This is a genomic window from Bradyrhizobium sp. CCBAU 25360 (assembly GCF_028128695.1).
Taxonomy (GTDB): Bacteria; Pseudomonadota; Alphaproteobacteria; order Rhizobiales; family Xanthobacteraceae; genus Bradyrhizobium; species Bradyrhizobium ottawaense.
In genome coordinates, this window is record NZ_LBJA01000001.1 from 677,515 (window position 1) to 692,502 (window position 14,988).

The 14,988-nt window shown below is 57.8% G+C and carries 15 protein-coding genes; 4 read left to right on the forward strand and 11 right to left on the reverse strand.

All coding sequences use genetic code 11. The features are described 5' to 3' along the window. The first annotated feature begins 2 nt into the window (after positions 1-2). Complete coding sequence (locus tag XH81_RS03020; protein WP_271595694.1) at positions 3-884, forward strand: 3-keto-5-aminohexanoate cleavage protein; 882 nt, start codon at positions 3-5, stop codon at positions 882-884. A gap of 190 nt (positions 885-1,074) precedes the next feature. On the opposite strand, the gene XH81_RS03025 is transcribed toward XH81_RS03020, so the two are convergent. The 8 genes from XH81_RS03025 to XH81_RS03060 form a co-directional block, all read right to left on the reverse strand. Next, a complete protein-coding gene (locus XH81_RS03025; RefSeq protein WP_271595695.1) occupies positions 1,075-2,055 on the reverse strand; it encodes an aldo/keto reductase in 981 nt (326 codons plus the stop codon). A 39-nt stretch (positions 2,056-2,094) separates the two neighbouring features. Further along, positions 2,095-2,943 (reverse strand): N-acyl homoserine lactonase family protein, encoded by an 849-nt coding sequence (locus XH81_RS03030; RefSeq protein WP_271595696.1) that lies wholly within the window; start codon positions 2,941-2,943, stop codon positions 2,095-2,097. Continuing rightward, entirely contained in the window at positions 2,940-3,422 is a 483-nt protein-coding gene (locus XH81_RS03035) for a hypothetical protein (protein ID WP_271595697.1), read from the reverse strand. The genes XH81_RS03030 and XH81_RS03035 overlap by 4 nt, the downstream gene beginning before the upstream one ends. Next, on the reverse strand, positions 3,419-4,468 hold the full coding sequence (locus XH81_RS03040; protein ID WP_271595698.1) for an aldo/keto reductase: 1,050 nt from the start codon (positions 4,466-4,468) through the stop codon (positions 3,419-3,421). The genes XH81_RS03035 and XH81_RS03040 overlap by 4 nt, the downstream gene beginning before the upstream one ends. Before the next feature lie 28 nt (positions 4,469-4,496). Further along, positions 4,497-5,561: an aldo/keto reductase gene (locus XH81_RS03045; RefSeq protein WP_271595699.1), complete on the reverse strand. Its 1,065-nt coding sequence runs from the start codon at positions 5,559-5,561 to the stop codon at positions 4,497-4,499. A gap of 65 nt (positions 5,562-5,626) precedes the next feature. Continuing rightward, entirely contained in the window at positions 5,627-6,613 is a 987-nt protein-coding gene (locus XH81_RS03050) for a substrate-binding domain-containing protein (RefSeq protein ID WP_271595700.1), read from the reverse strand. 90 nt (positions 6,614-6,703) lie between these two features. Continuing rightward, positions 6,704-7,636: an ABC transporter permease gene (locus tag XH81_RS03055; protein ID WP_271595985.1), complete on the reverse strand. Its 933-nt coding sequence runs from the start codon at positions 7,634-7,636 to the stop codon at positions 6,704-6,706. Positions 7,637-7,745: 109 nt separating this feature from the next. Then, on the reverse strand, positions 7,746-9,284 hold the full coding sequence (locus XH81_RS03060; RefSeq protein WP_271595701.1) for a sugar ABC transporter ATP-binding protein: 1,539 nt from the start codon (positions 9,282-9,284) through the stop codon (positions 7,746-7,748). Between the two features lie 191 nt (positions 9,285-9,475). Between XH81_RS03060 and XH81_RS03065 the strand changes: the two genes are divergently transcribed. The 3 genes from XH81_RS03065 (at position 9,476) to XH81_RS03075 (ending at position 11,440) form a co-directional block, all read left to right on the forward strand. Then, positions 9,476-10,177: a FadR/GntR family transcriptional regulator gene (locus XH81_RS03065; protein ID WP_265575518.1), complete on the forward strand. Its 702-nt coding sequence runs from the start codon at positions 9,476-9,478 to the stop codon at positions 10,175-10,177. A gap of 157 nt (positions 10,178-10,334) precedes the next feature. Continuing rightward, positions 10,335-10,721, forward strand: a complete 387-nt coding sequence (locus XH81_RS03070) for a CidA/LrgA family protein (RefSeq protein ID WP_271595702.1) — start codon at positions 10,335-10,337, stop codon at positions 10,719-10,721. Beyond that, positions 10,718-11,440 carry an LrgB family protein gene (locus tag XH81_RS03075; RefSeq protein ID WP_271595703.1) on the forward strand — a complete coding sequence of 241 codons (723 nt, stop codon included), beginning with the start codon at positions 10,718-10,720 and terminating at the stop codon, positions 11,438-11,440. The genes XH81_RS03070 and XH81_RS03075 overlap by 4 nt, the downstream gene beginning before the upstream one ends. Before the next feature lie 145 nt (positions 11,441-11,585). Here the strand turns inward: XH81_RS03075 and XH81_RS03080 are convergent, their stop codons facing one another. From XH81_RS03080 to XH81_RS03090, 3 genes are read right to left on the reverse strand one after another with little or no spacing between them, the layout of a single operon-like run. Continuing rightward, positions 11,586-12,026, reverse strand: a complete 441-nt coding sequence (locus tag XH81_RS03080) for an SRPBCC family protein (RefSeq protein ID WP_271595704.1) — start codon at positions 12,024-12,026, stop codon at positions 11,586-11,588. Positions 12,027-12,068: 42 nt separating this feature from the next. Continuing rightward, complete coding sequence (locus XH81_RS03085) at positions 12,069-13,619, reverse strand: 4-hydroxyphenylacetate 3-hydroxylase family protein (protein WP_271595705.1); 1,551 nt, start codon at positions 13,617-13,619, stop codon at positions 12,069-12,071. Positions 13,620-13,679: 60 nt separating this feature from the next. Then, positions 13,680-14,903: an ABC transporter substrate-binding protein gene (locus XH81_RS03090; protein ID WP_271595706.1), complete on the reverse strand. Its 1,224-nt coding sequence runs from the start codon at positions 14,901-14,903 to the stop codon at positions 13,680-13,682. Positions 14,904-14,988 lie beyond the last annotated feature (85 nt).

Genomic DNA, 14,988 nt, shown 5'->3' on the forward strand with positions numbered 1-14,988 from the left:
CTATGTTGAGAAAGATGATCGTTGAAGCCCGCGTAAACGAATACGCGATGCGGGACGCTAACCCGAATGTGCCATGGACAGCCGATGAAATAGCCGAAACCGCGGCCCGCTGTCGCGAGGCGGGAGCGTCGATCCTTCATTTTCACGCCCGCGCAGACGATGGGGCGCCGCTCCACACAGCTGAGAAGAACGCTGAGATCATCCGCAAGGTCAGGCAGAAATGCGACATCCTGATATTGCCGACGCTCGGCTTTTTCGCCAACGACACTGATCCGAGCGCACGGATCGACTGCATTCTCGAGCTTGCCAGGGATCCGCAGACCAAACCGGATATCGTTCCCATAGACACCGGAAGCACCAATCTTGACGTGTTCGATCGCGACAAGCTCATGTTCGAACATTCCCAGCGCATCTATGAAAACCGTACGGCCGCTGTAGAGCACTATTTCCGCTCTCTCAAATCCGCAGGCATCAAACCGAAGATGACGTGCTGGTCGATCGGGTTTGTTCGACGCGCGATAGCATTCATGGAAATGGGCCTTGTGGCGGCGCCGGGCTATTTCCTTCTCAACATGACGGACGGTCCGTATCTCACCGGCCATCCGGGGACACTCGAAGGTCTAGACGCATTCTTGCCGTTCTTGCCGAAGCACATCCGCCACACGTGGACTGCCAACATCGTCGGCGGCAACCTGCTGGCTCTGTGCGAGGGCGTGGCCAGGCGCGGCGGCAACATCGCTCCGGGGATTGGAGACTATCCCTACGTTGAGTATGGCTGCCCGACTAACGAGGAGCTCGTTCGCCGGACATGTGACATTGCAAGAAATTGCGGTCGCGAGATCGCTTCTCCTGACGACGTTCGAGAGATGCTTGAAATTTGTTAAGGCACTCGTCCCGGCGTACGTGCTTCGCCGCTAACCAACGGGCGCCGAGCGAACGACCAGCACCCTTCCGCTCTCTCGAGGCTCTCTCCCTGACTGTGCCGGGATTTCAGTGATCCCGGCACTTTTTTTTACAAACTTAATTGTCTCTGATCTGCAAAGCCCAGCACCAAAATCGGCTTCCGGCGTCTACTCACTTCAATCCGACAACGCTGTGAGGCACATAACGCTTTTCCAGTCGCACGATTTCTTCTGAGGTTAGCTTCAGACTTAAAGCGGCGATCGCATCGTCCAAGTGCTGAGGCTTCGTAGCACCTATGATCGGTGCCGTTACGCCGTCTTTTCCGGCCACCCAGGCCAGGGCTACATGCGCTGGTGCTACTCCGCGCTCCCTTGCAATATCGGAAACCACATCCACAACACTCCGATCGGCCGCTTCAGCGTGCCCGTAGAACTCCGAAGTTACATTGTCAGTCTCGGAACGGGCACTTTTTGCGGTCCACGGGCGGGTCAGGCGCCCGCGAGCCAGCGGACTAAAGGCGATCACACCGATCCCTTCGTCGCGACAAAGCGGCAACATCTCTCGTTCCTCCTCACGATAGAGGAGATTTAGGTGACATTGCATGGACACAAAACGCGCCCAAGAATTAGTGTCGGCGCGATGGAGAGCCTTGGCAAATTGCCAAGCGTAGGTATTGCTGGCGCCGATGTATCGGACTTTCCCGCTCCGCACGAGATCGTTGAAGGCCTCAAGAGTTTCATCGATTGGCGTGTCATTGTCCCAGAAATGGATCTGGTACAGATCGATATGGTCGGTGCCGAGCCTCCGAAGACTTGCTTCCGCTTCGGCAAGAATTGCCTTTCGTGAAAGGCCGATCCCGTTTGGTCCCGGGCGCATGCGGCCGTAGACCTTCGTAGCGATCACGATTTCGTCTCGCGGTACCATCTCCTTGAGAATCTTGCCGACGATTTCCTCGCTCGTACCGTCCGAGTACACGTTGGCCGTATCGAAGCAATTGATCCCGAAATCGAGAGCCTTGCGTATGAATGGCCGACTATCGCTCTCGCCTAGGGTCCAAGGATGATTCCCTCGCTCCCCGACCCCGTAACTCATGCAGCCAAGTACAATCCGCGAAATCTTGAGGCCTGAACGGCCCAAACGTATGTAATCCATGAGCGATACCCTCGCTGTCTCGCCAGCCCCTGGGCTGTTTCAAAGTGTCGCGATGTCAATGATCCTCAGTCCCCGATCGCTCACCCGCGATGGGAAGTGATCCTTGAGCTTTTCCTCGTGGACGGGGACGAGCCTCAACATGTCGCCGCCGACGCTGTCGAGCATCTCTTCCGCCGCAAGAATCAGATTGGTCTGACTTCCCGTAGCCAGTCCTGGTGGCACGAAGCATGGATCATCCCGATCACCTCCATGCAGGTTTTCGTAGGTGTAGACAACGTCGCCGGTAAGGACCCATCGGTCCTCCAAGCTTCCGCCGTTGCGGACCACCACGTACTGCGAACCCGCCGTGTGGGTGTCAAAGGCGGGAAGAAGATCGATATTCGGCAGAACGTCATGCGACGCACCGTCCAGCACGGCCAGCCGATTGTTCATTCCGAGATCCACGAGCTTCAGGACATCCGCAGGGTTGATGCCGCCGAGGAGGGATCGAAAACGACGTCCCTTGGACAGCGCCCAAATCCAGCTCTCGATCTCACGCTTCTGGATGTAGAACTTGGCGTTCGGGAAGTAGGCCAGCCCACCCATGTGGTCAAAATGAGCGTGAGTAAGGAACACATGCTGCACATCCTCGGGACGAATGCCGACGGCTCCCAACACTTCAGAGGGCGGAGACCAGCCGGTGACGCCGATGCTATTGGCGATCTCGCCTCCGAAATCCGATTGATCGTAACCGGTGTCAACCAAGGCGACAGTGTCACTGCTACGCAGGAGCAGATAAGCAAACGGCAAGTTCATGCTTCCGCTGTTATGTCGACCGTATACGACACCACTTCTCGGATGTTTGGGGCTCGCTGCGTATTCGAGCACGGTGATGGCATATCTCGTCATTTGGAGGCTCCAATCAGGAGGTCAGCACCAAGCTTAAGTTGGCCGCAGCACTGCCGCAGGTCGATCAAGCCGCCGCAGGCGATCGGACTCGCCCGACGCAGATGGTCCCACGCTCCTGACAGCAAGCTCACTTCGGACGAGCGTTGATGTGGCGCCAGGGGTGCCGCCCGCGGCGGCATCAGCAGATGCGCCGCCTGTTTCACATGATGATGCTCGTGCTGCCGCTGCACCGGTACCCGAACCGCCGCAAGAATCTCGTACACATGATCCGAATCGCCGGAGTCAGGCTTGCTTTCATCCTCCAGACGCGACGTCCCAATGAAGTTCGCGAGAAGACGAACAGAGCGGTCAGTCACAACATCGCGCAGATAGTGGACGACCGGCCCGATGACGACATCGTATTCGGCGACTGCTGAACCCGGTGCAATCCCCTCGAAGGGATCGTCGGCACGGAACTGTGCGCTTAGAAATCCGCTCACGAGGATCGCCCGTCTTCCGGAACCGGAGCATTCGATGGGATTAGGTCGAAATTTTTCAAGTCCTGCCAGAGAGCAGCGGGTATTCGTGCCGAGACAGCGTGGACGTTCTGGGTAACCTCGCTTGTGGACTTCGCGCCCTGAACAACGGTGGCGACGGCGGGATGCGCTTGCACGAACTGGGTCGCGACGGTGGGCAAATCGACACCGTGTCGTTCGCACACTTTCTCGATTGATCGGACGCGCTCCAGGATGGCGCTCGGGACCTGCTGGTAGTCATAGGTCGAGGCCGCCGCCTTCGATCCAGCGGCTAAGATGCCTGAATTGTAGATGCCGCCGGCGATGACCGAGACATTTCGAGACCGCAACTCGTCGAAATGCCCATCGAGTGGTGCATGATTGAGCAACGTGTATCGACCTGCGATCAGCGCACAGTCAATCGCAAATTCGCGAGCCACCCCGAGAACCGAGTCGGTCTCGTTCACTCCTAACCCGACGGCAGCAATGACTCCCGAACTCTTCAGTTCCTCGAGCGCTCGGTACCCGCTCTCCCGGAGCTGGTTCCAGTAGAATTCTGCTTGATCGCCGTGCCATGCGCGTCCCACGTCGTGAATCAGAAGCACATCGATATAGTCGAGGCCCAAACGCTGCTGACTGTCCTCGAACGAGCGCATCACGCCGCTATACGTATAGTCGTACGTGTCTCGAAACGGATACGGATCAACCCATTCGATCCCGTAAACGGTCTCGAGCTTCGGTGTCCGACTGGCTGGCTTGAGCACCCGGCCGCACTTTGTGCTTACTACAATCTGGTCTCGGATACGGAGGTCACGGATAGCGCGGCCGAGGAAGTGCTCGGCCTTTCCGAGACCATACATCGGCGCGCAATCAAAGTAGCGCACGCCGAGATCGAATGCAGCTTTCACGACAGCTTCGAATTCGGCATATGGCACTGCGACATTGAACCCGGAAAGAGGCACTGTCCCGAGCCCCAGCGACGTGACGGAAACTTTGGTGCGGCCTAGAGTTCGTGTCTCGAGCGGCATCATCGCTCTTCTCCTTGCTTGACGTGGAAGTTCAGCCCGACCGGGCCAGTGAGCCCGGATCCGGAAGCGGGGCATGTGTGGGAATCAGGCCTTCGCTCTTCAGGTCCATCCAGAATGCCTGAGGAATTGGCGTCGATATCGAGGCGACGTTCTGCGCGACATGTGCGGTCGTGAGTGCGCCCTGAACGACCGATGTCACGGCCGGATGCGCATAGACGAACTGGGAAGCCGCATTGGCAAGCACGACTTTGTGACATTCGCAGACAGCTTCCAGCGCCTTCACGCGCTCTACGATGTATTCTGGAGCCGTCTGATAGTCATAGGTCCGCGTTAATGCGTTACCCCGACTGCCCTCGGCCAAGATCCCCGAATTGTAGACACCGCCGGCGATGATGCCGATGCCGCGGCGTTGAGCCTCGGGAAAGAACTCCGTCAACGGCGCATGATTAAGGAGCGTGTACCGTCCTGCTACGAGTGAGCAGTCGAGATCGAATTCCGCAGCCACTTCAAGCACTGAAGCCGTCTCGTTGACGCCGAGACCGATCGCCTTGACGGCTCCCGACCGACGGAGCTCATCGCAAGCCCGGTATCCGCTCTCGCGGAGTTGCCCCAGATACAGGGGATACTTCTCCCGGTGCCAAACTCCGCTCACGTCATGCAGGAAAAGAATGTCGATGTGGTCGAGACCGAGGCGCTGCTGGCTATCTTCGAAAGACCTCATGATGCCGTCGTAGCTGTAATCGTATTCGTCGACGAAGGGCAGCGGATCAACCCAATTGATCCCATAGAGACTTTCCGCGCGCTTCGACCGGCTTGCCGGCTTCAACAGCCGGCCCGCCTTGGTGCTCACCACGACGTCCTGACGAAGGCCGTGCACACGAAGAACATGACCGAGGAAATGCTCGGACTTTCCGAGACCGTAAAGCGGAGCAACATCGAAATAGCGTACGCCCTGCTCGTAGGCTTTCAGGATCACTGCCTCGAAGGTCTCAAAGCCGACCGGAACACCGCACCCGCCCAAAGGTGACGTCCCAAGCCCAAGCGAAGTCAAACTCAGACGCCCGTTCGGAAGCGCCCTTTTCTGCAGAGCCACCATTTCCAAATATCCCTGTTTAAGCATCAGTGCGCACGCAGCTGTCCACCGCGTGCGCACGATAGGGTTCACATGTATTTTGCGACGTTCGAGGAATCCAAGATGAGCCACGGGACGGTGTAATCCTTCTGGGTTCCGCCTTTCCACTCCATCAAAGAATCCCAGACCTCGGACCGCGGCTTGTAACTGTCCCCCTTGATGGCACGCAGGGCGAGATCGACTGCGCCCTGCCCCTCAGCACGGGCGTACTTGTAGAGCGTTACAGTCATTTCGCCTTTCTGAACTGCGCGCTTGCCGTCCGGGATGCCATCGATTGCGAGCACCGGAACGGACTTGAAGTCGACCTTTGCACTCTTCATGGCCTCAATCGCGCCCAGCGCCATCTCGTCATTTTCGGCGAGTACGGCATTGATCTGCCCCGGATGCGCGAGCAACCAATTCTCCATGAGCGACTGCCCCTCGGCACGGCTCCAGTTGCCCGACTTGCTGGCAATCAACTTGAGCTTCGGGAACTTGGCCAAGCCGGCGTCGATGCCAGCCTTGCGCTCGATCTGCGCCGACTGACCAATGGGGCCTTCCATCAACACCACGTTCCCACCATTCGGAAGCAGCTTGCCTAACTGATCCCCGATAATACGCCCTCCCTCCGTGTCGTTGACGATGATCGACGCGGTGTAATTCTTCGATGCGGTTTTCAGCGCCGATACGATCACCGGAATGCCAGCCGCGACGGCTTTATCGATTGCGGGCGCCGACGCCTGGAGATCGAACGGTGACATGATGATGGCATCGAACTTTTGGGTAATGGCGGTATCGATCTGGTTCGCTTGGACGAGAGGATCGTACTTGCCGTCAAAGATCGTGACTGCGACAGAACCGTCCTTGACTGCCGGGTGGCTCTGAATCTCGCTGGACCAGGCCTTCATGTACTCGCCGGATTCCCCGAACGATAGGGCGGCGATCCGCGTCTTGCTTTGAGCAAAGGCCGTACCGGTCGATAGAATGATTGCAGCAGCGGCGAAACTCGCCATCGTCGATCTACGCGTAACCTTCATCGTCTCCTCCGATTGATGTGGTCAGTCACCTAGTCCGCCCATGCTGGGCGTTACAGCCGTTGTCATCGTCTGTAATGGTCTTCGCAGGTGTCACTTGCGAAATTGGTCGAGCATCACGGCGACGACAATGATCGCGCCCTTGAGAAGCTGCTGGTAGTAGGAAGACACGCCCATCAGATCCATGCCGTTGTTGATCGTCCCGATGATGAGTGCGCCGAACAACGTCCCGACTAGCGAGCCGCGCCCTCCTGCGAGGCTAGTCCCGCCGATCACCACGGCCGCGATTGCATCGAGTTCGTAGCCGATGCCCGCCTGTGGAAGTGCGGCAGTCGTACGGGAAGTAAGCACCAGGCCGGCGAGTCCGGCGAGGAGGCCTGAGATAATGTAGGTGGATGCAATGACGCTCCGCGTGGAGATGCCGCTCGTCCTGGCGGCCTTGTCGTTTCCTCCCACGGCGTAGACGTAACGCCCGAACGTCGTGTAAGAGAGAACGACCCATCCGATGGCGAACACAAGAAACAGAATTAAGACCGGCACAGGAACGCCAGCAACGCTGCCGCCGCCGATCCATCGGAACGACTCGGAGAGATTGGGAACGGGACGCCCCTCGGAAAAGATCAGGGTCAAGCCGCGCGCCATGCTCAGCATTCCGAGCGTGGCGACGAAAGGTGGAACATTGAATGTGGTCACAATGACGCCATTGACCAGGCCCAACGCGGCGCCCGTTCCGAGCCCTGCCAGAACAGCCCACAGCACGAAGTGCTGGTTGGTCGAAGTCACGAGGCTCGCTGCGATCATGCCTGCGAGAGCCATAACGGAGCCAACGGAAAGGTCGATGCCTTTTGTCAGGATCACGAACGTCACCCCGATCGCCAGAACGCCGTTGATCGAGGATTGTCGCAGCAGGTTCACCCAGTTCAGCCAGGTCATGAAGTATTCGTTGGCCACGGCGAAGAATGCCGAAATGACCACGAACACGATGACGATGCTGAACGACTTCAGGTACAGTCCTAGAGCAGCAATACTTTTGGATCGCGCACCCGTAGGGACGCTGCTAACTACGTTGGTCACCACCTCAACTCCTCGCTTCGACCGCATGCGCAAAGCCAGTTTGGAAAGCTCTTCGATCCGCTCAACTTGCGAGATCTGTCAGCATTTGCTGGGTTGTCTCGTGTCCATCCACGACATGATCCAGTCGTCCTTGCCGAAACACGGCGATCCTATCGCTGATCTGGAGGATTTCCGGCGCTTCGGATGAGACCACGAGCACGCCATTGCCCTTCGCCGCGAACTCGCGGAGAAAGGCGTAGATCTCCTGCTTTGAACCCTCGTCGATCCCGCGGGTTGGCTCGTCGCAGATCAGCAGACGCGGATTGGTCAGGAGACAGCGTGCGAAAACCACCTTCTGCTGGTTTCCGCCGCTGAGCGTCTCCACGGCGACATTTGGGGATGCCGCCTTGATCCGATGCAAGCGCATCATGCGATCTGTTGCGGCCGCCTCCGCCTTGCGGCGGACGAATCCGCTGACGGCGCGCAGCGCAAGGGACGACAATGCAATGTTATGTGCGATGGAGGCACACAGAACGAGGCCGGTGTCCTTCCGATCCTCGGGTACCATGGCCATGCCTCGTTGGATGCACTTTTTGGGATTGCCGGGATCGACCCTCTTTCCATCAAGAAAGACGTCGCCGGCGGTCGGCGCGTGGATGCCATAGATCGTCTCCAGGAATTCGGTCCGACCAGAGCCAAGCAAACCGTAGATTCCCAGAACTTCTCCTGCAGCGACGGTCACAGAGATGTTCTTGAAATGAGATCCACGCGACAAAGAGCGTACTTCGAGCAGGATTGGCGCGCCCTCGTTCGGCCTTCCCTTCTCCACCGACTTGATCTCGTGGCCGACGATCTGAGTCACGAGGTGATTTCGGTCAATCGAGGAAATTGGTCCGCTTTCGATGAAGCGGCCATCGCGGAAGACCGTGTATTCGTCCGCAATCTCGAAAATCTCGGTCAGCTTGTGCGAGACGTAGATGATCGCGGCTCCACGCGCCTTTAGCCGCTTCAGCGCATTGAAGAGGATGTGCACCTCGTGTTCGCCGATGGCCGAGGTCGGCTCATCCATAATGACGATGTCCGCACGGTGACTCAGCGCCTTCGCAATCTCGACGAGCTGGACCTGGGCCAAGCTCAAGTCTCTCATGCGGGCACTGACCGGAACGTCGAATTCAAGGTCATCCAGAAGCCGTTTTGCGGCCTGCCGCATCTTGGGGAAGTCCACCACAAGCCCGCCGATCTTCGGCTCTCTTCCCAAGTAGATGTTCTCGGCCACTGTCATTTCCGGAACCGGAGACAGCTCCTGAGTGATGATCGTCACACCGTGTCGCAGTGCGTCTGCGGCGCTCCTGAAATCGACGGCCACCCCGTCGATCTGAATGCTGCCCTCGTCGCGGTGCAGCAAGCCCATCACGATGTTCAGGAAAGTCGATTTTCCGGCGCCGTTACCTCCACACAACGCGTGGACGGTTCCGCGTTTGAGAACCAGCCGACCATCGCGAAGGGCTGCAACGCCATTGAAAGACTTCGTGATTCCTTCCGCCACCAATAGCGGCTCGTCTCGCGCCTTAACGGCGACCTCGTCGCGGCCTTCCGGATTTGCCCCGGTCGACAAATGCATCGGTTTCCTCCAGCGGCGTCTTTGATCGCGCTCTTCTGTAGAGATATGAGGTCATACCTTATACCTGTTGTCAATGGAGATCATACCTCCTACCTTGTGGATGTTCGGTGGTTTGGGCTGGTTGCCTAGCGGCTTATGTGTTCGCTTGGCTTGCGGCAGAAAATTAGAGTTGCGAGCGACCGATGGAGCGAATGGAAACCAAAAAACTGCCCACGCGTGTCGAAGTCGCGCTGAATTACATTACGGGTGAGATCGCCAACGGAAATCTAAGTCCCGGAGACAAATTGCCCAATGAGAAGGAGCTCGCAGAGAAGCTTGGCATCAGTCGCACTCCTATCCGTGAGGCGATGAAGACGCTTGCGGTGTCGGGATTGATCGAAACCCGACATGGGCACGGCAACTACATCCGGAAGGATGAAGGCACCGCCGTGATGCCGCTGATGATGTTTCAGCTCTATCTCCAGGATTCAACTCCCGAGATGCTGATGGAGCTTCGATACATTTTCGACCGCAATTGCGCAGAGCTGGCCTCGATAAGACGCACCGAAAAGGATCTAGCCGTCATGAGAGAGAGCATCGACCGGCTGAAGGCTCTCTCCGAAGACCCCCATTCGCCGATCGACAAACTGCTGGAAGCCGATCTCGACTTCCACCGAGCAGTCTATGCGGCAGCGGGCAACAAACTGATCGTGGTGATCGCCGATTTCGTCCTGAACATGGTCGCTCCCTGGATCCGCAAATCGCTGGAGGTCAGCGGACGCTACCGCGCTGTGGGCCTACACGAGAAGATGTATGCAATGATCCGTGATCAGAAGACGGGCATGCTCAGTCGGGAAAGCGTGGAGGCGAACATGGAGCACTTCATGTCTTCCTTGAAGATTCCCGCGGCGTAGCGCCTGTGGCAACCTCGATTCAGGCACAGCTCGGGCCCGGTAGGTCTGTTTCTGCCACACGGCTGAGCTTTCTCACATCGACCTCGTATCCGTCTTGCCGGCAGAATACTCATGCAAGCCTGATTGAGCCCAGTTTGGCCACCGTCGAGCGCCTCGCATGATCGCAGGTCTCAGCCTGATTCTGCTCTGCCAGTTGGTGGGCGAAGCAATTGTGCGCGGTGTCGGGCTGCCGATGCCCGGACCGGTGCTCGGCATGGCGTTCTTGCTGCTGCTTCTCTTGACTCGCGATCACTTCACCGCCCTCAGGCGTGGCCCATTGCAGAACGATGCAGTTGAGACAACGGGCCGTAGCCTGCTCGGCCATCTATCTCTAATGTTCATTCCCGCTGGCGTAGGCGTCGTGAAGAAACTCGACTTGGTCATCGAGCACGGCGCCGCAATTTTATTGACCTTGTCGGCCTCGGTGGTCATCACACTGCTCGTGACCGTGACTACATTCCTCGCGGTCAACCGGCTTCTCTCAAGGAGCCAACCGGGGCCATGAGCGAAAACTCATTCTCGCTGTGGGTCTACCTCTCGCAGTCACCTCTGCTTTGGCTCACCGTAACGCTCTCGATTTACGCCATCGCGGAAGCTATCTCGCTTACGACGCACCGGCATCCGCTGGCAAATCCTGTATTGCACTCGATCTGGATCATCGGCGCGTTCTTGATCGTCACGGACACTACGTACACCACATACTTCGCGGGCGCCCAGTTCGTGCACTTTCTTCTCGGGCCAGCGACGGTTGCGCTCGCGATCCCACTCTACGACAACCGGGCGCGGGTCACCGCTGCGCTTCTGCCAATGTTGGTTTCGCTGGTAGTTGGCTCGATTACCGCGATCGTTACGGCCGTACTGTTAGCCGAGGCCTTCGGTCTGCCTCGATCAGTTATCCTATCACTTTCGCCAAAATCAGTTACAGCCGGCGTGGCCATGGGAATCAGCGAATCCCTGCACGCCGATCCGTCCCTGACCGCTGTCTCGGTTGTACTCACCGGGATCCTGGGAGCCATCATCGTCACGCCCCTCATGAACCGGGCCGCCATTACCGATTTTCGCGCCCGGGGTTTCGCGGTCGGTATCGCCGCACACGGTATCGGCACAGCACGGGCGTTCCAAGTCGACGAGGTGGCCGGCGTTTTCTCCGGGATTGCCATGGGCCTGAACGCGCTTGTGACATCGTTCTTGGTCCCGATCGCGGTGACCCTACTTCTACGCTGATGGCACCTTGCATATCCGCGCGCCCTAAGAGCTCGCTCGTTCAGCGGGGATCGGGAGGCGACCGATGAGCGTCGCGGCTCCATTACGGCGCGGCATGGGGAACGTCGGGCAGAATTAGCTGCTCTCGCGATGTCGGGTTCTTCAACTAAAGTGCTCGGGCAAAACTGGCGAAGAACTCGTCGGCCAGCTTCTTAGCCGCTCCGTTGACCAGCCGCTGTCCCAACTGCGCGAGCTTTCCACCAATCTGCGCGTCGACGTGATAGGTCAAGAGCGTGCCACCATCCCGCTCTAGCAGATTTACTTTCGCGCCACCTTTCGCGAAGCCTGCGACGCCGCCTTCGCCCTCGCCAACGATATTATAGCTTCTCGGCGGATCGAGATCTTTCAGAGTCACCCTGCCTCTAAATCGCGCCGAAACAGGTCCCACCTTCATTTTTGCAACGGCCCGCAATTCGTCCCCATCGATCCTCTCCAACTCCTCGCATCCGGGAATACAAATTTTCAAAACGACGGGGTCGTTCAATTTGGTCCAAACGACTTCCCGCGAGGCGGCGAGCAGGATCTCCCCGTTCATTGTCATTGCCATTGATGTCTCCGAAATAGCCGAGATCGGCCCGCTTCTGTGGGCTCAGTTGGGAACAGGCGCAAAGACTCTGGCCATGTAAGTCGATAGATCGCTCTCGATCTCTGCCCGCGTCCTGGAAGAAATACCGGCGAGCGCTTTGGCCAATTCCTTCTTGAGCTCGATCTGCATCGATCGGGCGATCTGGATACGCTGTGCTTGCGGCGAGCCGGCGCCATGCATGGACTCAGTGAGATAGCCCACAGCGTTCCTTCCGAGGGTCATGTTTTCCACCAGGCGAAGGATGCGAATCCGGTCTTCCGTTGCGATCTCAGGCCGCCCCTTCAGATATTTCTTGATCATCGGACCGATCTTCTCATGCTTGAGCTCACGCTCGGAGGGCAACGTCACCATCAGCCCACCTGCGAGATCCTGAGCCAGTCGGCCGATCTCATAAGGTAACCGCGTGACGTGATGCTTGCAGACGTTCGCGAGCATCTCATCCGGCAAGAAAGCACCGGATTTCATCTTGATTCCTTGATGGCTCGCCGCAATGCCTGTGCCGTAGATCGTCTCGTTGAGATGGGTCATCTCGACGAGCTTGTCGCGGATATGCGATGCGCGATCGACACCGTTGTAGTCAGCAATGGTTGCTGCAGCACCAATCAGGACGTCACCAACACCGGTTTTGCAGACGTAGCTGCGGCGGTGGTAGCAGGTGAAGCGCTCGACGAGCGTCGAAGCAAATTCGACCTGCCCATCCAGGAAAACATGTTCGTTCGGAATGAAGACATCCTCAAAGATGATCATCGCTTCCTGGCCGGCGAATTGAGCGTTGCCTGCGTCGATATCTCCGCCTTCGGTGCTTCGGGTATCACAGGACTGCCGGCCGTAAATGTAGGTGATGCCCGCAGCATCGACCGGGATCGCGCCGACAATTGCGTAATCCTTGTCGGCCGCCTCCAATCTCATCGTCGGCATGACGATCAGCCAATGCGAGTTTAAGCATCCGGTTTGATGTGCTTTCGCTCCTCGGACGAAAACGCCTTCAGCCGTTCGACGGACGACGTGCAGGAACAGGTCTGGATCCGACTGTTGCGAAGGCGAGCGACCGCGATCTCCTTTGACGTCGGTCATTGCCCCTCCGATGACCAGGTTCATGGCCTGCATGCGTGTGAGGAAATGTTTGAATCGCGCGTGGTAGTGCGTGCCGTACTTTCCGTCCAAATCGTAGGTTACGGAGTGCAGTGAGTTAAGTGCATCCATGCCCACGCAACGCTGGAAACAGGTACCCGTCAGCTGTCCAAGACGACGTTGCATCTTGTTCTGCATCACGAGGTCCGCAGAGCTGGTGGAAATGTGCAGGAACCTGTTGACCTTGCCGCCGGTGAGAGGCGATACCGCGGACGCGAGGGCGGGGTCCTCGTTTGCAAGATCGTAGGTTCTTGCCACCGCATCAATCGATGGCCGGATCATGGGATGCTCGACCGGTTCATCGACCAGCTCACCCATCAAATAGACTGTCAATCTACGTCCGCGGAGGCTCTCGATATATTCGGCTCCACTGCGGATCGGATTCATAACTCCAGATCTCGCCGCGACAACTTCCTGATCCATCGAGATGCCTCCTTGAGTTTGAGCCATGACGCACACGGGTTCGAACCCGACTCTCCTCGCTCAACCTTTCTTCACGATCGGGCAGGCGCTATCCTTGAGCGGACGGAACGCCTGATCGCCCGGGATCACTTCGCGGAGCCTGTAGAAATCCCAATCACCCTTCGATTCCGACGGCTTCTTGACTTCGTATACGTACATGTCGTGCACCATGCGGCCGTCCTCTCGAATACGTCCGTTTTTGGCGAAGAAGTCATTCACGGGCATTTCGCGCATTTTTTTCATGACTGCCTGAGCTTCGTCCGTGCCGGCCGCTTCGACCGCGCGCAGATAGTGCATAGTCGACGAATAGTCGCCGGCATCGCCCATGTGCGGCATCACCTTCATCTTTTCGAAGAACCGCTTCGACCATGCGCGCGTCTCATCGTCACGGTCCCAGTAAAATGCGTTCGTCAATACCAGTCCCTGAGCGGCCGAAAGGCCAAGGGCCTTAATGTCAGTTTCCCAGACGAGCAGGCCAGCCAGCGTTTGGCGTTGTTGAATTCCAAATTCCTGCGCGGACTTGATTGAGTTGACCAGTACGTTGCCCGATCCGGCCAGTGCAACAACCTGGGCTTTCGACGATTGCGCCTGGAGCAGGTACGAGGACTGATCGAACGACTCAGGCGGGTATCGTGTCGATCCGACGACCGCACCACCCATTGCCCTCACGACAGCGGAAGTGTCGGCTTCGAGGGCGTGCCCGAACGCATAGTCCGCGGTCAGGAAGTACCAGGACTTCTTTCCTTCCTTCGCCAGCGCAGCGCCGGTTCCGCGCGCCAGCGCGTACGTATCATAAGAGTAGTGTATGCTGTTCGGCGTGCACGCATCGCCAGTCAGACGAGAAGATCCGGAGCCGTTGATGATGGCAATCCGATTCTTGTCCTTGGCAAGCCCGGAAACGGTAAGTGCGATTGAGGAATTGATCAGGTTCCCGATCATGTCAACCTTCTCAACATCGAACCATTTGCGCGCCAGCGCGGAGGCCGTGTCGGGCTTGTTCTGATGATCGGCGACAACAACCTGAATCGGCTTTCCGAGGATTTTGCCACCGAAATCCTCGACAGCCATCTTGATCGCAGTCACCGCGCCTTCGCCCGACTCGTGCGAGAATTGACCCGACATGTCAGTTAGCACGCCGATCTTCACGACATCGTCCGAGATTGTAACGGTCTGAGCACCGGCGCCGACGCTCACCGTCAGAATCGTTGCCGCCGCGATCAGGCCCCTATTCACTCTTCCCTTCATGACACGCCTCCCGCCTTTTCTGGTTTCCAATCCCGCCATTACTATCATAACTAGACTGTTGTTACATGCATAACTAGACTTATTT